At 66.7% G+C, this 19349-nt stretch carries 22 protein-coding genes; 8 read left to right on the top strand and 14 right to left on the bottom strand.

Annotation, left to right across the window (positions count from 1 at the left end):
- Positions 1-71: 71 nt before the first annotated feature.
- The 9 genes from AC10QF_RS12145 to AC10QF_RS12105 form a co-directional block, all read right to left on the bottom strand.
- Positions 72-329 carry a hypothetical protein gene (locus AC10QF_RS12145; protein ID WP_494542270.1) on the bottom strand — a complete coding sequence of 86 codons (258 nt, stop codon included), beginning with the start codon at positions 327-329 and terminating at the stop codon, positions 72-74.
- Positions 326-538, bottom strand: coding sequence for a hypothetical protein (locus AC10QF_RS12140; RefSeq protein WP_005417525.1), 213 nt, complete (start codon positions 536-538; stop codon positions 326-328). The genes AC10QF_RS12145 and AC10QF_RS12140 overlap by 4 nt, the downstream gene beginning before the upstream one ends.
- A 246-nt stretch (positions 539-784) precedes the next feature.
- Positions 785-2215 carry a replicative DNA helicase gene (locus tag AC10QF_RS12135; RefSeq protein ID WP_005417526.1) on the bottom strand — a complete coding sequence of 477 codons (1431 nt, stop codon included), beginning with the start codon at positions 2213-2215 and terminating at the stop codon, positions 785-787.
- Positions 2216-2461: 246 nt separating this feature from the next.
- A complete protein-coding gene (locus tag AC10QF_RS12130) occupies positions 2462-3022 on the bottom strand; it encodes an NADPH-dependent FMN reductase (RefSeq protein WP_049410520.1) in 561 nt (186 codons plus the stop codon).
- A gap of 66 nt (positions 3023-3088) precedes the next feature.
- On the bottom strand, positions 3089-5032 hold the full coding sequence (asnB, locus tag AC10QF_RS12125) for an asparagine synthase (glutamine-hydrolyzing) (RefSeq protein WP_180883875.1): 1944 nt from the start codon (positions 5030-5032) through the stop codon (positions 3089-3091).
- A gap of 3 nt (positions 5033-5035) precedes the next feature.
- Positions 5036-7315 carry a transketolase C-terminal domain-containing protein gene (locus AC10QF_RS12120; RefSeq protein ID WP_494542269.1) on the bottom strand — a complete coding sequence of 760 codons (2280 nt, stop codon included), beginning with the start codon at positions 7313-7315 and terminating at the stop codon, positions 5036-5038.
- A 61-nt stretch (positions 7316-7376) separates the two neighbouring features.
- The gene (locus AC10QF_RS12115; protein WP_494542268.1) at positions 7377-8033 is read right to left on the bottom strand and encodes a glutathione S-transferase family protein; all 657 of its coding nucleotides are present in this window, start codon (positions 8031-8033) and stop codon (positions 7377-7379) included.
- Positions 8034-8208: 175 nt separating this feature from the next.
- Entirely contained in the window at positions 8209-8751 is a 543-nt protein-coding gene (locus AC10QF_RS12110) for a GNAT family N-acetyltransferase (RefSeq protein ID WP_494542267.1), read from the bottom strand.
- Positions 8752-8877: 126 nt separating this feature from the next.
- Positions 8878-9720, bottom strand: coding sequence for a glycine zipper 2TM domain-containing protein (locus AC10QF_RS12105; protein WP_494542266.1), 843 nt, complete (start codon positions 9718-9720; stop codon positions 8878-8880).
- Between the two features lie 163 nt (positions 9721-9883).
- On the opposite strand from AC10QF_RS12105, the gene AC10QF_RS12100 reads away from it, so the two are divergent.
- On the top strand, positions 9884-10099 hold the full coding sequence (locus AC10QF_RS12100) for a DUF6116 family protein (protein WP_005417541.1): 216 nt from the start codon (positions 9884-9886) through the stop codon (positions 10097-10099).
- Positions 10096-10869, top strand: coding sequence for a TatD family hydrolase (locus AC10QF_RS12095; protein WP_164229668.1), 774 nt, complete (start codon positions 10096-10098; stop codon positions 10867-10869). Before AC10QF_RS12100 ends, AC10QF_RS12095 begins: the two co-directional genes overlap by 4 nt.
- 77 nt (positions 10870-10946) lie before the next feature.
- Here the strand turns inward: AC10QF_RS12095 and AC10QF_RS12090 are convergent, their stop codons facing one another.
- Positions 10947-11774: a tRNA threonylcarbamoyladenosine dehydratase gene (locus tag AC10QF_RS12090; RefSeq protein ID WP_070490495.1), complete on the bottom strand. Its 828-nt coding sequence runs from the start codon at positions 11772-11774 to the stop codon at positions 10947-10949.
- A 79-nt stretch (positions 11775-11853) separates the two neighbouring features.
- On the opposite strand from AC10QF_RS12090, the gene AC10QF_RS12085 reads away from it, so the two are divergent.
- Both AC10QF_RS12085 and AC10QF_RS12080 read left to right on the top strand, forming a co-directional pair.
- The gene (locus tag AC10QF_RS12085) at positions 11854-12288 is read left to right on the top strand and encodes a cytochrome c (protein ID WP_069139752.1); all 435 of its coding nucleotides are present in this window, start codon (positions 11854-11856) and stop codon (positions 12286-12288) included.
- A 136-nt stretch (positions 12289-12424) separates the two neighbouring features.
- A complete protein-coding gene (locus tag AC10QF_RS12080) occupies positions 12425-12919 on the top strand; it encodes a glycine zipper 2TM domain-containing protein (protein WP_005417545.1) in 495 nt (164 codons plus the stop codon).
- Between the two features lie 73 nt (positions 12920-12992).
- Here the strand turns inward: AC10QF_RS12080 and AC10QF_RS12075 are convergent, their stop codons facing one another.
- The gene (locus tag AC10QF_RS12075; protein ID WP_005417546.1) at positions 12993-13202 is read right to left on the bottom strand and encodes a cold-shock protein; all 210 of its coding nucleotides are present in this window, start codon (positions 13200-13202) and stop codon (positions 12993-12995) included.
- Positions 13203-13437: 235 nt separating this feature from the next.
- Here AC10QF_RS12075 and AC10QF_RS12070 point away from each other — a divergent pair, with 235 nt between their 5' ends.
- The 3 genes from AC10QF_RS12070 to arsC all read left to right on the top strand — a co-directional run bounded on the left by AC10QF_RS12070 (position 13438) and on the right by arsC (position 15537).
- Positions 13438-13923 (top strand): DUF456 domain-containing protein, encoded by a 486-nt coding sequence (locus AC10QF_RS12070; protein ID WP_005417547.1) that lies wholly within the window; start codon positions 13438-13440, stop codon positions 13921-13923.
- Positions 13924-14041: 118 nt separating this feature from the next.
- Positions 14042-15196, top strand: a complete 1155-nt coding sequence (locus tag AC10QF_RS12065) for a phospholipase A (protein WP_494542265.1) — start codon at positions 14042-14044, stop codon at positions 15194-15196.
- Positions 15196-15537, top strand: coding sequence for an arsenate reductase (glutaredoxin) (arsC, locus tag AC10QF_RS12060; protein WP_494542264.1), 342 nt, complete (start codon positions 15196-15198; stop codon positions 15535-15537). Before AC10QF_RS12065 ends, arsC begins: the two co-directional genes overlap by 1 nt.
- Before the next feature lie 73 nt (positions 15538-15610).
- On the opposite strand, the gene AC10QF_RS12055 is transcribed toward arsC, so the two are convergent.
- From AC10QF_RS12055 to AC10QF_RS12045, 3 genes are all read right to left on the bottom strand, one after another.
- Positions 15611-16246: a glutathione S-transferase family protein gene (locus AC10QF_RS12055; protein ID WP_005417555.1), complete on the bottom strand. Its 636-nt coding sequence runs from the start codon at positions 16244-16246 to the stop codon at positions 15611-15613.
- Between the two features lie 58 nt (positions 16247-16304).
- On the bottom strand, positions 16305-16643 hold the full coding sequence (locus tag AC10QF_RS12050; protein WP_005417563.1) for a hypothetical protein: 339 nt from the start codon (positions 16641-16643) through the stop codon (positions 16305-16307).
- A gap of 122 nt (positions 16644-16765) precedes the next feature.
- A complete protein-coding gene (locus AC10QF_RS12045; protein WP_494542263.1) occupies positions 16766-18283 on the bottom strand; it encodes a fumarate hydratase in 1518 nt (505 codons plus the stop codon).
- A 147-nt stretch (positions 18284-18430) separates the two neighbouring features.
- Between AC10QF_RS12045 and AC10QF_RS12040 the strand changes: the two genes are divergently transcribed.
- Complete coding sequence (locus AC10QF_RS12040; RefSeq protein WP_494542262.1) at positions 18431-19327, top strand: RNA polymerase sigma-70 factor; 897 nt, start codon at positions 18431-18433, stop codon at positions 19325-19327.
- Positions 19328-19349: the final 22 nt, after the last annotated feature.

Raw genomic sequence — 19349 nt, 5'->3', positions numbered from 1 at the left:
ATATGAAAAACCCCGCCTCGGCGGGGTTTTTTGTTGCCCGTTTCCCTGTAGCGCCGAGCATGGGCTCGGCGCTACGCCTTACCAGCCGGCCTCTTCGGTGGATCCTCACAGACCCGATGCTGCACCACCGTCTCGCCGACCTTCCATTCCTTGGTGACCCGGCAGCGCTCCCTGGCCTCGGGTACCGCCAGAGGCTTCGCCCCCGCAGCATTCGCTTCGTCGGCACCGGCTGCCTGCTGGCGCTCCAGCCACACCGAAGGCGGTGCTGGAGGTGCGGCCAGTACCGGGCCCGCCAACAGGGCCAGACCGACCAGCGCCACTGCCCTCATGCGGGCACCGCCCGGCCACCGAGCATGCGCGCCGGCAGCATGAACAGCGCGCGCAGGAAGGCGAACAGCGCCGAGAAGGTGATGCCGACCAGTCGGAACGGCAGGCTCAGCAGCCACACGAACGGCCAGGCGATCAGGGCGAGGATCGCCAGCGGCCAGCACAGTACGAACAGCAGGCACCACACACCGAGCGCGAACAGGGTCTTCATCACGGCCTCCTTGGGGCGGCACCCTGCCGCCTGCGGACACCTTGGCGCCCTGCCCTGGCGCCGGCAAACGGTTTGCGACGAAACCGGGCTGGCGGCGATGAAACCGATCCAGCGCAGTGCAACGCCACGCCCACGCCCGGCTGCGCTTCGAGGCGACCGCATGGAACCCGCGCTGACAGCGGCTCCTGCCGGTGCCTTGGCTCTCAGCGCCCGGTGGTGGTTGCCGGCCAGCGGCCGGCATGACCGTTACTCGAACGAACCGACCGAATCGTGGGCCAGGTTGTCGAAGCGGGTGTACTCACCGAAGAACTTCAGTTTGCACGAGCCAGTCGGACCACCACGGTGCTTGCCGATGATGATTTCGGCCAGGCCCTTGTCCGGCGAGTTTTCCTTGTTGTAGTAGTCGTCGCGGTAGATGAACACGATCATGTCCGCGTCCTGCTCGATTGCGCCCGATTCGCGAAGGTCGGCCATCACCGGGCGCTTGTCGGTACGCGTTTCCAGCGAGCGGTTGAGCTGGGAAAGCGCGATCACCGGCACGTTCAGTTCCTTGGCCAGTCCCTTCAGCGAACGCGAGATTTCCGAGATTTCGGTCGCGCGGTTCTCGCTGTTGCCCGGCACGCTCATCAGCTGCAGGTAGTCGATCACCACCAGGCCCAGGTCATGCTCGCGCTTGAGGCGGCGGCACTTGGAACGCAGCACTTCAGGCGACACGCCCGGCGTGTCGTCGATGAAGATCTTGGTTTCCTTCAGCATCTTGATCGCGCTGGTGACGCGGCTCCAGTCCTCGTCTTCCAGCTGGCCGGTACGCAGGCGCTGCGCGTTGATGCGTCCATTGGAGGAAATCAGGCGCATCGCCAGCTGCGATGCCGACATTTCCATCGAGAACACCGCCACGCCCTTCTTCGACTTGATGGCCGCGTACTCGGCGATGTTCAGCGCGAAGGTGGTCTTGCCCATTGCCGGGCGCGCCGCGAGGATGATCAGGTCGGTCGGCTGCAGGCCAGCGGTCATCGCGTCGAAATCGTTGTAACCGGTCGGCAGGCCGGTGATGTTGCCGCCGTTCTCGAAGCGGTTGCGCAGCTCCTCGAAGGCATCCTTCAGTGCACCGGGCATGGCCACGAAATCGGTACGGCCACGCGCACCCTGTTCGGCGATTGCAAACACGCTCTTTTCCGCCGAGGCCAGCAGCTCGCTGCTGTCACGCCCCTCCGGCTGGAAACCGTCGTTGACGATGTCGGTGCCGACCTGGATCAGCTGCCGCAGCACCGCCTTGTCGCGCACGATCTCGGCGTAGGCCACGATGTTGGCAGCTGACGGCGTGGTACTGGCCAGTTCGATCAGGTAGGCGCCGTCACCCACCAGTTCCATCTTGCCCTGCGATTCAAACCACTCGCCCAGCGTCACCGCGTCGAACGGCCGTTCGCGCTCGGACAGCTCGCGGATCGCACGATAGATCATCTGGTGATCGCGACGATAGAAGTCGCTTTCGGTCAGCTGGTCGTTGACACGGTCATACGCCTCGGGCGCCAGCATCAGGCCACCCAGCACCGCCTGCTCGGCTTCCACCGAATGGGGCGGTACCCGCAACTGGTCGATGCGCGACTCGTCGCGATCGCGATCGAAGCCATCACCGCGCTCTCTGCGGTTGGAACGGAAGCCGGGACGAGCGGACATGCTGCGGTGTTTCCTGCAAAAGTGGGCCAGACGAGTGTAGGCATGTGCCGACCCCGGCAGCCATGGACAAGCCTGTGGATAAGCCGTGGGAAAACGGGGGATATCCGCCGGTACCTGGCCAGACTGGCGTGAAAGCGTCGCACTGCCTGCGACGGGCGCCGTTGCGGCGCCCGAGCGGGACATTATCGCAGATCAGCGCCCCGGGGTCGGATCCCCTGCGACGCGGGGGACTCTGACCCGCAGGCGTCAATCGCCCTTGACGTGCACTGCGATCAACGCCAGGAACCGGTCCACGTAGCCCTGCAGGAACTTCTGCGTGCCTTCGTTGTGGATCGTGCCATCGGCATCGATCAGGCCGTCCTTGAAGTGGATGAATGCCTCGGGCTGGCCGAGCACATGCATGTCCAGGAAGGCCAGGCTGTTGCGCAGGTGCTGCTGGGCCACGGCGGTACCGATCTGGCCGATGGAGGCGCCGATCACCGCCGCCGGCTTGCCGGCAAACGCACTGTCACCGTACGGGCGCGATCCGATATCGATGGCGTTCTTGAGCACGCCGGGCACCGACCGGTTGTACTCGGGTGTCACGAACAGCACCGCGTCGGCGGCGCGCACCTGATCCTTCAGCCGGGTGCCCTGCGGCGGATAATCAGCGTCGAAATCCTGGTCGTACAACGGCAGATCGCCGATCTGCACGTACTGGAAGCGCGCGCGATCACCGGCGAGCTTCTCCAGCGCATGGGCCAGCTTGCGGTTGCAGGAATCCTTGCGCAGGCTGCCAACGAACACGGCGATGGTGGGGACGGACATCGGGACATACTCCTCACGGTGCGGGAGGCCCAGCCTAGTCGCCAGGCCCGTGCCATCCGGTGAAGATCAGCCGCCGGTCACGCCGGTCCGCGCCTGCCGCCAATGCGCCTGCCAGGCCTGGAACATCAGCACGTTCCACAAGTGGGTATGCCACTTGCGCTGCCCCCCCAGGAACTGCTGCCACAGCGGCTTCACCGCCGCCGCCGACAGCACGCCCTCACGCTCCAGCCGCGCCGGCTGCAGCAGGTCCTCTGCCCAGGGTCGCAGGTCGCCCTTCAACCAGTCACTGACCGGTGCGCCAAAACCGCGCTTGGGACGGTGCACCATTGAATGCGGCACGTAACGGCCCAGCACGCGCTTGAGCAGCACCTTGCTGGTCGTCTCACTGCGCTTGAAGCCCAGCGGCAGTGACCAGGCGAACTCGGCCACGCGCCAGTCCAGCAATGGCGCGCGCGCCTCCAGGCTGACCGCCATCGAGGTCCGGTCGACCTTGCACAACAGGTCATCGGGCAGGTAGGTCACGAAATCGGCCAGCATCATCGCATCGGCCGGTGTCCCCGCGCCGTGCAGCGGATCGGCCAGGTCGTAGAAGCTGCCGGCGGCCTGCGCGCCGGGCACCGCCGCGGCAGGATCGCGCCAGCGCGAGATGCGGTTGCGGTAGACGTCGCCGATGCCACGTGCGCCGGTCTCGGCCAGCAGCGCGGCCAGGCCACCGGTCCGTGAGGCCTCGCCCTGCTGCTGCGAGCGTGCGCCCATCCAGCGCCGCAGCGGCCCCGGCACGCGTCCGAGCATCTGCCAGTTGCGCAGCGCGCGTACATACCGGGTGTAGCCGAAGAACAGCTCGTCGCCACCGTCGCCGGACAGCGCGACGGTCACGCCCTGCCGCGCCAGCCGTGCGACCAGCGCGGTCGGCACCTGCGACGCATCGGCAAAAGGCTCATCGAACATCGCCGGCAACTGCGGCACCACCGCCAGCGCGTCGGCGCCACTGACGTACAACTCGGTGTGATCACAGCCGAGGTGAGCCGCCAGCTCCCTGGCCAGCGGTGCTTCGTCATGTCCCGAGTCGGTGAAGCCGATACTGAAACTATGCACCGGCTGCCCGCTCTGCGCCTGCATCAGCGCCGCCACCAGCGATGAGTCCGTGCCGCCGGACAGGAATACGCCGACCGGCACGTCGGCCACCATGCGCAGCGCCACCGCATCACGCAGCAGCGTGTCCAGCTGTTCCTCGGCCTCCTCGATGCGGCCCTGGAACGGGGCGGCCAACGCCGCCTGCATGCGTGCGCGCGCATCCCAGTACGGGCGCTGCGCCTGCTCCGGGCGGTGTGCCGCGGCGCCTGCGGCCACAGCCGCTGCATCCAGCCGCAGCACCCGGCCCGGCATCAGCTTGTAGCAGCGCTGGTGGATGCTGTGCGGCGCCGGGATGTAATCCAGCCGCAGCAGCAAGGTGAGCGCATCGCGGTCGATGTCGTTGTCGAACGCCGGGTGTTGCCAGAGCGCCTTCAGTTCCGAACCGAACACCAGCGTGTCGCCGGCCCAGCCGTAGTACAGCGGCTTCTTGCCGACGCGGTCGCGGGCCAGCCACAGGCAACGATCCTGACGGTCCCACAGCGCGATGGCGAACATGCCGTTGCAGCGCTGCAGGGTGTCTTCGACGCCCCACTGCAGGATCGCCGCCAGCAGTACTTCGGTGTCGGAATGGCCGCGGAAGGTGTGCCCCAGCGGCTCCAGCTGTTCACGCAGGGCCGCGAAATTGTAGACCTCGCCGTTGTAGGCCATCACGTAGCGGCCGTCCGCCGAGGCCATCGGCTGGTGGCCCAGCGGGGACAGGTCGAGGATGCTCAGGCGTCGATGCGCCAGCGCGATGCCCGCCTCGGCATCGACCCAGCTGCCGCCATCATCCGGCCCGCGATGGTGCAGCGCCTGGCCCATGGCCAGCGCCTGCGCCTGCAGCGCCTCGGCCGACGCCAGCGGCGCCGGCAACAACATTCCCGCCAATCCACACATGCATCAGGGTTCCTGCGCCAGGTCGAGGGCGGCGCCAATCACCGCATTGTCGCTTGGAAGCCCGAACATTGCTGCCCCTGCCAGTGGCGTGTAGGTGTCGGCGCCACAGACGCGGCGCAGCGGCAGGTGACCGAAGCCGGCCTCGACCAGTGCCGTGACCACGCCCTCACCCACTCCGCCGCTGTGGCGGCCTTCGTCCAGCACCAGCACCCGCCGCGCGCTCGCGGCCTGGGCCGCGATGAAGCCGGCATCCAACGGTACCAGCCAGCGCAGGTCGACCACCCGCACCTGCCAGCCCAGCTGCTGCTCGATCGCCCGCGCCGCGCGCAACGCCATCGGCACGCCATTGCCATAGGTGTAGATCACCAGGTCTCCGGCCTCCGGTGCATAGACCCGGCCCTCGCCCGGCACCAGCGCCCGGCCCTGTGCCGGGTAGTCGAACAGCCACTGGCCATCCCCCGCTTCGTGCAGGTCCTTGCTCATGTACAGCGCGATCGGCTCCAGGAACACCGCCACGCGCCCATCCACCCGCGCCAGCGCAGCCAGCGTGCGCAGCATCATCACCGCATCGTCGCCGCGCGAGGGGCAGCCGACCACCAGCCCGGGGATGTCGCGCAACGCGGTGATCGAGTTGTCGTTGTGGAAGTGCCCGCCGAAACCCTTCTGATAGCCCAGCCCGGCCACCCGCACCAGCATCGGGTTGCGGTACTGGTCGTTGGAGAAGAACTGCAGCGAACAGGCTTCACCACGCAGCTGGTCGATGGCGTTGTGCAGGTAGGCCAGGTACTGGATCTCCGGAATCGGCAGCATGCCCAGGTTGGCCAGGCCCTGCGCCATGCCCAGGATCATGGTTTCATCCAGCAGCGTGTTGAACACCCGGCGTGGACCGAAGCGGCGCAGCAGATCCTTGGTGACGGTGTAGACACCGCCCTTCTGAGCCACGTCCTCGCCGAACAGCAGGCTCTGCGGATACTTCGCAAGCAGTTCCAGCAGGCCGTGGTTGATCTGGATCGCGAGATGCCGTGGCGCCTGTCGTTCCGGCAAGGCCTCGGTACCGCCATAGAGTGCCTCGCGCGCTTCGTCGGCGACCTCGCGCCGGGCTTCGGCCTGCACCGCTGCGGGCGTATAGGGTGCCAATGGCGCCATGACCTCCTGCAGCGACTGCAGCTTCGCACGGCCTTCGGCATCGGCAGCGGCGGCCATGCAGCGCGCGCGCATCGTCTCGTAGGCCACTTCGATGGCGCCTGCATCCATCCAGCCCGATTCCAGCGCGATCTGCGCCGAGCGCAACAGCGGATCCTGTGCCTCGGCCGCGCACAATTCCGGCAATGCACGCCATTCCACCTCGAAGTCGGTGCCGGCGTGGCCCATCAGGCGCGTGGTGCGCAGATGCAGGAAGGTCGGTCGCCGCGTCCGTCGGCAGTGGTCCGCTGCGGCCTGCACCTGGGCGTGCCCGGTGGCCAGGTCGAGGCCATCGGCAAAGAAATAGTCCAGCCCTGGCTGGTGGCTGAAGCGCTCGGCAATCCAGCCGTCCGGCGTCTTCACCGAGATGCCCAGCCCGTTGTCCTCGCAGACGAACAGGATTGGCGCCGGCAGTTTCTGGTAGGCCGCCCACATCGCGGTGTTGAATGCGGTCTGCGCAGTGGCATGGTTGGCCGAGGCGTCGCCGAACGAGCACAGCACGATGCTGTCGGCCGGAATGGGAAGCGCATGGCCCAGCCGCTTGCCGCTCTCGATGGCCAGCGCGGTGCCCAGCGCTTTCGGCAGGTGCGAGGCGATGGTCGAGGTCTGCGGCAATACCCACAATGGCTTGCTGCCCCACACCTTGTGCCGGCCGCCACTGGCCGGGTCATCGGCGCTGGCCGCGAATGAAAGCGCCGCATCGCGCAACGGGTCGATGCCCGGCACCTGGCGCGAGCGCTCGACCATGAAGGCGCCGGAGCGATAGTGCAGGAATGCGGGGTCGGTATGCCGGCAGGCCCGCGCCAGCAGCGCGTTGCCTTCATGGCCGGACGACCCGATGGTATAGAAGACCTTGTTCTGCACGCGCAATACGCGCGCCATCAGGTCCAGCTGGCGGCTGGCCAGCTGCGAATCGAACAGCTCACCGAAGGCCGCAGCGCTGAGGGTGCTGCCCGGCAGGATCGGCGCGTCCGGCGCAGGACGTGCGCGCGGTGTGCCTCGCCAGCCACGCACCGCGTCGAGGAAATTGGCGTCGCACACTTCGGCGCGGTTGAGCACGCGCATGCGCGCAGGAATCGGATCTGGAACCACAGCAAACATCGAACACCCTCCGTGTCGTTGTTGCGTTCCACCCGGCAGCGCCGGGCACTATCCTGTGGGATCAGGCGGCCTCGAAGCGCGCGCGCACCTCGGCGGTCACCGCTGGCATCGCCACGAAGCGCGGCTGCGCACGCACGCGCTGCAGCCAGGCGCGCACTTCCGGGAAGGGCGCCAGGCTGATGCCGCCCTCGCCTGCCACGTCGGTATAGGCGAACAGCGCAATGTCGGCGATGCCGTATGCGCTGCCGGTGAACCACTGCGCTTCGCGCAGGTGCTGCTCCATCACGGCCAGCGCGGTGGCGGCACGCTCGTGCAGGCGTGGCAGTTCAGCACGGCGCGGTGAATCGGGCGGTGTCCATCCGCGGATGAAGCGCGCTACCGCCACGCATGGCTCGTGCGTGTACTGCTCGAAGAACATCCAGCTCAATGCCTGCGCGCGTTCCCAACCGTCAGTGGGCAGGTAGGGCGTCCCTTCGGCCAACCAGAACAGGATCGCATTGGATTCAGTCAACACGCGGCCATCGTCGCGGACGATCAACGGCACCTTGGCGTTGGGATTGAGCGCGAGGAACTCGGCGGTGTGGGTCTGGCCATGGGCACTGTCCACTTCCACCCAGCGGTAGCGGCTGCCGAGCTGCTCCAGCAGCAGGCGGACCTTGTGGCAATTGCCGGACCCCGACATGCCATGCACCGTCAACGGGACGCGCTCTTCCACCATTGCCTGATTCCTCGGATCCGGCCGGCGGCCAGCTGCACGCAGTCTGGCAAGCCCGCCGGTGAATGCCAAGCGCGGATGCAGCATGGCACCACGGTAACGCTGGCCGCTGGCCGGCAATCGCACGAATCCTGCCACATCGAGGTTGCCGGCCAGCGGCCGGCACTACCTGCAACGCTCAGCGCGTGCGCTGGCACCACTGTTCGCGCGACTGGCCCCAGATCTGCATCGGCTTGTCGTTGTACGGCGGCGGCAATTCACCCATGCGCAGCAGCGTGCTGCCGAGCTTGCGCGCGACCGCCCTCGAGTTGTCGTTGTTCTCGGCGATGGTGTGGATCACCTCGTCCCAGCCCAGCGTGTCGAATGCCCAGTCGATGGCGGCAACCGCCGCTTCCGGTGCATAGCCCCGGCCCCAGCTCGCATGCCGAATACCCCAGCCGACCTCGGTTCCAGGCCAGTCCTGCGGCTGCCACGGTCCCATCCGGCCGATCCAGTCACCGCTGGATTTCTCGATCACGCTGAACATCGAGAAGCCGAACAGCTGCCAGGCACCGGCCAGGCTGCAGAAGCCGCGCCATGCCACCGAGGGCGGTTGAACACCCCCCAGGGTGCGCATCGTTTCCTCGTCGGCACAGAATGCCAGGTACGGTTCGTAGTCCTCGCGCAGCAGCGGGCGCAGGATCAGCCGCTCGGTTTCCAGGCGCAGGTCGAAGATGCTCATGCCGACTCCTTGTCGAAGGGGGGCATCCATCATGGTCGATTCCCTTTCCCCACGGATGAATGCCCGTGCGCACAACGAAACGGGCCGGCATGAGCCGGCCCGTCGGGTGCAGCAGGGTGTTCTGGATTACTGGCGCGTGGCCGCAGTGGCGCCGGCAGCAGCGGTCTGCGTGACCAGCTGGCCATCGACCACCGGCAGGCGATCGCTGGCCGGCTTGTTGTCCATGCGCACGGTCTTCTCGGCGCCATCATAGCGATAGGTCACGTTGTAGCCCTTCACCACATCATTGGTACCCATGGCGATGCGGCTGCCCGGCTTGCTGGCCATGCGCATGGTGCCGGTGGTGCCGTCTTCGTTGCGATAGGTCACGTTGTAACCGGTGACGCGGCTCGACTCGGACGTTGCGGTTTCGGTGTGGCACTGGCGCTCGGTACGATTGACCACGCGACCACCCACATGGCGCTTGTCGATCTGGTTGCCGATGAAACCACCGGCCACCGCACCGGCTGCGGTCGCGGCCTTCTTGCCGTTGCCGCCACCGACCTGGTTGCCGAGCAGGCCACCCACCACCGCGCCGACCACGGTACCGCCGACGTTGCCATCACGCTCCGGCAGGCGCTCCTGCACCGTCACGTCCTGGCAGACCTCGTGCGGGGTCTGGGTCGTGGAGGTCTCGCGCACCGGATCGGTGCCGATCACGGTGGCATAGGCCTTCTGCTTCTCGGTGATCGGGTCGACCTTCAGCACATCGGCATATTCCAGCCCGCGCGGCGCCGACGGGTCGAGCTTGTCACCACTTACGCCATCGTCGGTGGCGTTGCCATCGACCAGGCGCGACTCGCCATTGGGGGTTGCGGCGCTGATGGAGTCGGGCGAGCGATCGCCACTCTTCATGAAGGCGGCGGTGGCGATGCCACCCACCAGCAGCGCGCCCGCTGCGACCAGGACAGTTGTAGTTGTGCTTTTCATGACCTGCTCCTTGCGGACCATCCGCAACGTTCTCGGGACAGATTGCAGCACGCGCTGCCTGAACGGAATCTCCACATTTCCTGCTCATTGCTGTAACCCATTCAGCATCGGGAAATGCAGGGCCCGTGGTAGCGTTTGCATATTCCCCACGAGGATCCCCGCCATGGCCAACCCGATGCTGCTGCCTGTACTGCAATGGGCGCGCCGGCTGCGCTACCCCACCCTGTTCAAGCTCACCGCCGGCCTGTTCGTGCTGACGCTGTTCATCCCGGACCCGATCCCGTTCATCGATGAGCTGGTGCTGGGCTTCGGCACGCTGCTGCTGGCGAACTGGAAGAGCCGCAACGCCACCACGCCACCGCCGCTGGAACAGCGTTGAGCGTGCTGGTCGACAGCCACTGTCACCTCGACGCGAGCGCGTTCGATCCTGACCGTGCCGCGGTGATCGAGCGGGCGCAGGCCGTGGGTGTGCGCCAACAGGTGGTGCCAGCGGTCACCGCTGCCAGCTGGCCGAAACTGCGCGAGGTCTGCCAGCAGGCGCCCGGGCTGCATCCGGCCTTCGGCCTGCACCCGATGTTCCTGGCCGATCACCAGCCTGGGCACCTGCCACTGCTGCGCGAGTGGATCGAGCGCGAACGCCCCTGCGCGATCGGCGAATGCGGCCTCGACTTCTTCGTCGAAGGACTGGATGCCGAGGCTCAACAGGCGTATTTCATCGGCCAGCTGGAACTGGCGCGAGAATTCGATCTGCCGGTGATCGTGCACGCGCGACGCGCGGTGGATGCGGTGATCGCCGCGATCCGTCGCGTCGGCGGCCTGCGCGGCGTGGTGCACAGTTTTTCCGGCAGCCCCGAACAGGCCGCGCAACTGCACAGGCACGGCTTCCTGCTGGGCCTTGGCGGTCCGCTGACCTACGAGCGGGCGCAGCGCCTGCAACGGCTGGTACGCGGAATGCCGCTGGAGCAGCTGCTGCTGGAAACCGACGCGCCCGACCAGCCCGACGCAGGGGTCCGCGGCCAGCGCAACGAACCGGCACGGCTGGCAACCATTGCCCGGCACGTGGCCGCGCTGCGCGGAATGGAGCTGGAGGCCCTGGCACAGGCCACGACAGAGAATGCACGGCGGCTGTTCGCGCTGCCGGCAATGTGACGGCGGGGGCCCGACCTTGGCCGGCACGCTGTAACGACGGCGACGAACCCGATGCCGGCCAGCGGCCGGCACCACCGTCACGCGTCGGCGTGGGCCTCGGTCACCTCGGTTTTCGCCTTCTTCGGCTCCAGCAGCATCTCAAGCGCCTTGCCCACCGCCGCAAAGGCGAACGCGCCGGTGATGTGGGTCGCCGCGCCCAGACCGGCGCCGCAGTCCAGCTTCAACGCCGCATCGGCACCCAGGTTCGGACGAATGCCGCAGACGCTGCCATCGGCCTGCGGGTACTTCACATTCTCCAGCGAATACACCGCCGGCACGCCGAAATAGCGCTTGGCGTTCTTCGGGAAGTTGAACTCGCTGCGCAGCTTCTTGCGGATCAGCGCCAGCATGGCGTCATGCTCGGTGCGCGAGACATCGCGGATACGTACCAGGGTCGGGTCGGTGCGGCCACCGGCAGCGCCGACGGTCAGCAGCGGCAGCTTGCGGCGGCGGCACCAGGCGATCGTCTCGACCTTGACCCGGAAGCTGTCGCAGGCATCGATCACCAGATCGAACCCGCGGTCCAGCAGCTCAGCCATGTTGGACATCGTCAGGAATGCCTGCACGGCATCGACGTCGATCCCCGGATTGATCGCACGGCAGCGCTCGGCCATCGCCTCGGCCTTGTTGCGCCCGTAATTGCCTTCCATCGCCGGCAGCTGCCGGTTGGTGTTGGACACGCAGATGTCGTCGGCATCGATCAGGGTCAGATGACCGACCGCCGAACGGGCCAGCGCCTCCACCACCCACGAGCCGACGCCGCCCATGCCGACCACCGCCACGCGGCTGCCCTGCAGGCGCTCGAGCGCACCCACGCCATACAGCCGTTCGATGCCGGCAAAGCGTTGTTTGACCTGTTCGTTCATCGGGCTATTTTAACGTGCAGGTGCCAGCGCCCAAAGCACGCCGGCGTCGAACCCACCGTTGCACGCCCGGAGAGCCCGCATGAACGCCAGCCCGCCCCGCCGCCTGTCCCCTGCCCATCGCTACCTGTTCGTACTGTGCCTGGGCCTGCTGATCGGCCTGGTCGCCACGGTAATGGTGGGCCGCGCCCTGCAGGCGCGTCGCGACCCGTTCCCGGACAGCCTGATGCAGGTGATGCAGCGGCAGTCGCAGCTGCTGCAGCAGGCTCAGCAGCAGAACCGCTGCAGCCTGGCCGACAGCGTGCCGCGGCTGCAGGCACTACGCCTGTTGTCCAATGACCTGGACCTGGCGTTCTCCGGGCTGAAGGACAGCACGCAGTTCCAGCAGCACGCCAGCCGACTTCGCGGCAACCTCAACACGGCGCTGGCCGCACCGCCAGGCGACTGCAGGGCCTTGGCCCAGCTCGTGGAAACGCTGCAGGCCGATTGCCGGGCCTGCCACCAGGATTTCCGCTGAGGCGCGTTCATCCTGCAGCCGGGCATCAGGTGCTTGGTTGGCGCGTTGTTCACGTTCGAAGGGAGAGGATTCGTCCACCCTGCTGCATGACGCAGTACCACCCAACATACCCGCCTTCACGGCCAGGAGACGCCCCATGAAGATCCAGCTCATCGCCGCCAGCGCCATCGCTACCCTCGCGCTGGCCGGTTGTGCCACCTCGCCCGGTTACAGTGGCGGTGGTTACAACAACGGCTACAACAACGGCGGCTACGGCAACAACGGCGGCTACAACCAGGGCCGCTGCGCGGACTGTGGCATCGTCACCCGCATCAACACCGTGCCCTCGGGCCGCACCGCGCCCAGCGCGACCGGCGCGATCCTCGGCGGCATCGTTGGCGCCGTGGCCGGCCATGAAATCTCCGACCACACCGGTGGCAGCCGTGGCAACAAGAACATTGCCGCCGCTGCAGGCGCAGTCGGTGGCGCCCTGGCCGGCAACCAGATCCAGAAGAATGTGACCAGCGATACCTACGACATCAGCGTGCGCATGGATGATGGCCGCACCATCGTGGTCAACCAGCGTGACCTGGGTGGCATCCGTGAGAACACCTATGTGCGCGTGGTCAACGGCAAGGTCATCCTGCGCTGACCTGCAGCGGGCCAAAGGCAAAGAAAAAGGCCCGCTTGCGCGGGCCTTTTTTCATGCCGACGGACGGCAGGTGTTACATCGGCTGGACCTTGTCAGCCTGCAGGCCCTTCTGGCCCTGCACGACTTCAAAGCTCACACTCTGGCCTTCCTTGAGGCTCTTGAAGCCCTGGGTCTCGATGGCGCGGAAGTGCACGAACACGTCCTCGCCATTCTGCCGGCTGATGAAGCCGAAGCCCTTCGCATCATTGAACCACTTTACGGTACCGGTCTCGCGATCAGCCATCTCACTAACTCCCTTTGACTCTCTCTTGTTGTTGGAAACGCCTGGTGGGCGGCTGACAAGCAAGGGGGAAGCGAGGTGCATCGATGCAGCGGATCGGGAAGATCTTGCTTCATCAGGCCACGATCCACGGTGACCTTGCCAAGCTCAGCGACTGCAACTTAACCCGGCCAAAACGAAAAAGCAACTGGCAAAATCTTTCACTGTCAACCCCAAAACGGACTCCATACGGGACAGCATGGGACTCTCATTCATCTTGTATCTGCTAGCGGTCATTTTTGTCCTGATAGGCATCGCCGGCATCATCCTGCCGGCCCTCCCGGGCATCCCGCTGGTGTTCATCGGACTGCTGCTGGCCGCCTGGGCCGACGGCTTTGCCCACGTCGGCTGGCCTACCCTGGTCGCGCTTGGGGTACTGACCCTGCTTTCGCTGCTGGTGGACGTGCTGGCCACGGTGGTCGGCGCGCAGCGTGTCGGTGCCAGCCGCAAGGCGCTGTGGGGAACCTTCGTCGGCAGCATCGTCGGCCTGTTCTTCATGCCCATCGGCCTGTTCGCCGGACCGCTGGTCGGTGCCCTGCTCGGCGAGTACTGGCACACCCGCGAACTCGGCCGCTCGACCAGGGTCGGTCTGGCCACCTGGCTCGGCATCCTGCTTGGCCTGGCACTGAAACTGGCGGTTGTGATCGCGATGCTGGGCCTGTTCGCGTTCGCCTGGTTCTTCTGAGCCACCGGGCCTTCACGCCACGCGCACGCTGTGACCGTGCATAAACCGTGGGGCTGGCCGCGATCCGGCACAGCCGCCACACTGTGTGATTCCCGAATTCATCGAAGGGCCTGCTGCAATGACCCTCCCCACGCTGTCTCCCCGTCTGGCGCCGCTGGCGCTTGCCCTGGCCAGTGCACCGCTGGCTGCGCAGGAGTTCGCGCCTTCCGCCGATACCTCACCGGCCGCCTGCGCGGCAATTACCACCGACGCGGCCCGGCTGGCCTGCTATGACCGCCTGTTCGGGCATACCCCGGAGGCTACCGCCGCCGCTGATGCTGCCGCCGAAGCGGCTGCACAGGCCCGCCGCGAAGAACGGCAGACCGCGCGCGTGAGCCAGGGCGAGGAAAAGCTGCGCGAGCGGGTGAGCGACCTGTTCCGCCCGGCGACGCCGGACAGCGCGCTGGCCAACGCCGGCCGCGGTTCGCTGCTGGACAGCCGCTGGGAACTGGCCGAGGACTCCAAGCTGGGGCCGTTCCAACTGCGCGCCTACAAGCCGGTGTACCTGCTGCCCGCCTTCTGGACCAGCGATCGCAACACCATGCCGCACTCGCCGAACCCGGCCAACAGCGTAACCACCCCGCAGGTACTCGACAGTGCCGAGCTGAAGTTCCAGATCAGCTTCAAGACCAAGATCGTCGAGAACCTGTTCGGCGACAACGGCGACATCTGGGCCGGCTACACCCAGAGTTCGCGCTGGCAGGCCTACAACAGCGAGGATTCGCGCCCGTTCCGCGAAACCAATTACGAGCCGGAAGTGATGATGGTGTTCCGCAACGGCTACTCGATCGGTGGCTGGCGCGGGCGCATGACCGGCATCGCGCTGAACCACCAGTCCAATGGCCGCGCCGACCCGCTGTCACGCAGCTGGAACCGGGTCATGCTCAACATCGGCCTGGACCGCGAGAACTGGGCGCTGGTGCTGCGTCCCTGGTACCGCATTCCGGAAAGCCGCAGCGAAGACAACAATCCGGACATCGAGGATTACATGGGCCGCGGCGACGCTACCCTGACCTGGAACCGCAATGGGCATGAGGTCTCGCTGATGGCGCGCCATTCACTGCGCACCGGAAGCCGTTCGCACGGTGCGCTGCAGCTGGACTACGGCTTCCCGATCAGCAACCTGCTGCGTGGCCATGTGCAGGTCTTCGACGGCTACGGCGAAAGCCTGATCGACTACAACCACAAGGCCACCTACGTGGGTGTGGGCGTGTCTCTGCTGGAGTGGTTCTGATGGACGTGACGATCTGGCACAACCCGGCCTGCAGCAACTCGCGCGGCGCACTGAAACTGATCCGCGATGCGGGCTTCGAGCCGGTGGTGATCGACTACCTGGGCAACCCGCCGGACCCAGCCACGCTGCGCCAGGTACTGGCCGAATCCCGGCTGCACGCACAGGAACTGGTACGCAGCAAGGAGGCGCTGTTCGCCGAACTGGGCCTGGACGGCGCCGACGACGCCACGCTGCTGGCGGCGATGAGCGAACACCCCCGTTTGATCAATCGCCCCGTGGTGCGCACGGCCAAGGGCACGCGGCTGTGCCGCCCACCGGAAACAGTGCTGGAGATCCTGTAGCCCGGAAAAGGGGACGGAGGGAATTAAGTCGTTTGTGCACAAACGACTTAATTCCCTCCGTCCCCTTTTTTGGTTACCGCCAGTCGGTGATGCCTTCGCGTCGGTAGACCTCGGCGAACGCCGGGCGCGCCTTCATCGAGGTGGCATGCGCCTTGAGCACTGGCCAGGTGTCACTGGGCCTGGGCATGTTGCGCGACCAGCGCATCAGCATCACCAGCATGTAGTCGACCACGCAGGGCGTGGCGCCCAGCAGGTACGGGCCGTGCGCCTGCAGGTGAGCGGCAACGTGCTGCCAGGCCGCTTCGAGCCGCTGACGCGCCCTCTCGCGGCTGGCCTCGACGTTCGCCTGGCCGGCCATTTCATGCGGATAGAACCAGGCCCGATAGGCCGGCTGCAGCGTATTGGCACACCAGAACATCCAGCGGTAGGCATCGCCACGCTGCGGCGTGCCCGGTACCGGGAGCAGGCCGGCCTCCGGGTGGCGATCGGCCAGGTACAGGGCGATGGCCGCCGCTTCGGTCAGTACCAGGCCATCGATCAACAGTGTCGGCACCACACCGGCCGGATTGAGCGCCAGGTACTGCGCCGACTTGTGCTCGCGCGCGTCGAAATCCAGCAGCACCAGTTCATGCTCGATGCCGAGCTCGATCAGCAGCCAGTGCACGACCAGCGCGGCGGTACTGGTCGAACCATACAGCGTGGTGCTCATGCGGAAGATCCTGTCCAGGGGGATCAGCCGATTATGCGCCCACGCGCGCGATCGTTGCTCAGCCGCAGCTGCTCATGCAGGAATCCCGGCGCTCGCCACAGGACATCATCGGCGCGCGCATCGCGCAGTCGTGCGTCTTCAGTTCGCAGGCACGGCGCAGGTCCGGATTGTCCACGTCCTTGCAGCGTTTGTCCGGCGCCGGCACCACCTGCTGCTCGCAGTTGCTCTGGCGGCTGCCGAGGGAGTCATTCTGCGCCATGCAGCTGCGGTAGCCGGCCTGGCACTGCACGCGGCATTGCGCGGATGCTGGGAAATCCGCGCCTTCGTATGACGCCGGGGTGCTGCAACCGGCCAGGGCCAGCAGCACGCCTACCACGATGAACCGATGCAGGGCCATGGACACGTCCTGTGCGAGGGTGTACCGACCGTAGCAGAGCAGAGGCTACAGGCGCGTTAATCCTTCTGCCCACACAACAACGGCGCCACAGGGGCGCCGTTGTCCGGTCCGGGATGGAGGGCTTACTCCACAACCACCGGAATCTTGCCGATGCGGGCCTGCCATTCGCGCGGGCCGGTCTTGTGCACCGATTCGCCGGTGGAATCCACCGCCACGGTCACGGGCATGTCCTGCACGGCGAACTCGTAGATCGCCTCCATGCCCAGGTCGGCGAAGCCAACCACCTTGGCCGCCTTGATCGCCTTGGACACCAGGTACGCCGAACCGCCGACCGCCATCAGGTAGGCCGACTTGTGCTTCCTGATCGCCTCGATGGCGGCCGGGCCGCGCTCGGCCTTGCCGACCATGCCCAGCAGACCGGTCTGCGCCAGCACCTGCTCGGTGAACTTGTCCATGCGGGTCGCCGTGGTCGGGCCGGCCGGGCCCACCACTTCGTCGCGCACCGGATCGACCGGGCCGACGTAATAGATGAAGCGGCCCTTCAGGTCGACCGGCAGCTCCTCGCCCTTGTTGAGCATGTCGACCATGCGCTTGTGCGCGGCATCGCGCCCCGTCAGCAGCTTGCCGTTGAGCAGCAGGGTCTGGCCCGGCTTCCAGCTGGCCACGTCTTCCGGGGTGATCGTGTCCAGGTCCACGCGGGTGCCCTTGGACGCGTCATAGGTCAGTTTCGGCCAGTCTTCCAGCGACGGCGGGTCCAGCATCACCGGGCCACTGCCATCCAGGGTGAAATGCGCATGGCGGGTGGCGGCGCAGTTCGGGATCATCGCCACCGGCAGGTTGGCCGCATGGGTCGGATAGTCGTTGATCTTGATGTCCAGCACAGTGGTCAGGCCGCCCAGGCCCTGCGCACCGATGCCCAATGCATTGACCTTCTCATACAGCTCCAGGCGCAGCTCCTCGATGCGGTTGGAGGCACCACGGGCCTGCAGCTCGGTGATGTCGATCGGTTCCATCAGCGCCTCCTTGGCCAGCAGCATCGCCTTCTCGGCGGTGCCACCGATGCCGATGCCGAGCATGCCCGGCGGGCACCAGCCGGCGCCCATGGTCGGCACGGTCTTCAGCACCCAGTCGACGATGGAGTCGGACGGGTTGAGCATGGCGAACTTGGTCTTCGCTTCCGAACCACCGCCCTTGGCGGCAACGATGACGTCGACCTTGTTGCCCGGCACCACCTTGACGTTGACCACGCCCGGGGTATTGTCCTTGGTATTGATCCGCTTGCCGGCCGGATCAGCCAGCACCGAGGCGCGCAGCTTGTTGTCCGGATGCATGTAGGCGCGGCGAACGCCTTCATTGGCCATGTCTTCCACGCCCATGGTGGCGTCATCCCAACGCACGTCCATGCCGATTTCCAGGAACACGGTGACGATGCCGGTGTCCTGGCAGATCGGACGGTGGCCTTCGGCGCACATCCGCGAATTGATCAGGATCTGGGCCATCGCTTCCTTCGCGGCCGGCGACTCCTCGCGCTCGTACGCGGCGGCGAGGTTCTTGATGTAGTCGACCGGGTGGTAGTACGAGATGTACTGCAGCGCGTCGGCGATGGACTGGATGAGGTCTTCCTGCTTGATCGATGTCACGGCTTGCTCGCTTGCTCGAGGCTGGCGGGGGTAATCCGCCCATTTTACCCCCTCCCCCGGCCCCGGGGTGGTAGTGCCGGCCGCTGGCCGGCAAGATTCCCCCCGACGCTCTGTCACGCCACGCGCCACTGCGGCGTCCTTGCACACATGAACGCCGAAACCGTTTTCCAGACCCACCGCCCGCGCCTGATGGCGCTGGCCTATCGCCTGCTCGGCAGCCGCGCCGACGCCGAAGACGTGGTCCAGGACGCCTGGCTGCGCTGGTCCGGCGCCGATCCCGCCAGCGTCCGCGATGCAGAGGCCTGGCTGGTCACCACCACCACCCGGCTCGGCCTGGACCGCCTGCGAGCGGCCAAGCGCGAGCGTGTCCACTATGTCGGCCCATGGCTGGCCGAACCGCTGGCGGTCACCCTGGAGCCTGACCCCTCGCCCGGCCCGGCCCAGCTGCATGCGCTGGCCGACGAGCTCTCGGTCGCCTTCCTGACCCTGCTCGAACAGCTCGGCCCCGAAGAACGCGCCGCCTTCCTGCTGAAGGAGGCCTTCGACCACGACTACCGTGAGATCGCCGACCTGATCGGCCACAGCGAAGCCAACTGCCGGCAGCTGGTGCACCGTGCCCGGCAGCGCCTGCAGGCCGGACGGCCGCGCTTCAACGCCGATGCCATCCAGCACCGGCAGTTGCTGACGCGCTTCATGGATGCCTCGCAGCGCGGCGACAGCGAAGCGATCCAGGCCCTGCTGCATGCCAATGCGGTACTGGTCTCCGACGGCGGTGGCGTAGTCACTGCGGCGGTACGGCCCCTGCTGGGCGCCGAACGCATCGGCCGCCTGTTCTGGGCCATCGCCCGCCGCCGCGCGGCGCATCCGGCGCAGCTGGGCTACGTCAACGGCGAACCGGCGATCCTGCGTTTCCAGGGTGACCGCCTGCACTCGATCACCACCATCGAAGTGGTCGATGGTCGTATCGCCAACGTGTACAGCGTGCTGAATCCAGAAAAATTGCCGAAGGTTGTCACGCACCGCGACGCTGCGGCGTCCTTGTGATGAAAGGCGGCCATCGTGGCCG

Source organism: Stenotrophomonas maltophilia complex sp. Om-AH-Sm3 (assembly GCF_059337855.1).
Note: the sequence above shows the minus strand (reverse complement) of the source record. Positions and strands in the feature narration are given on the sequence as shown.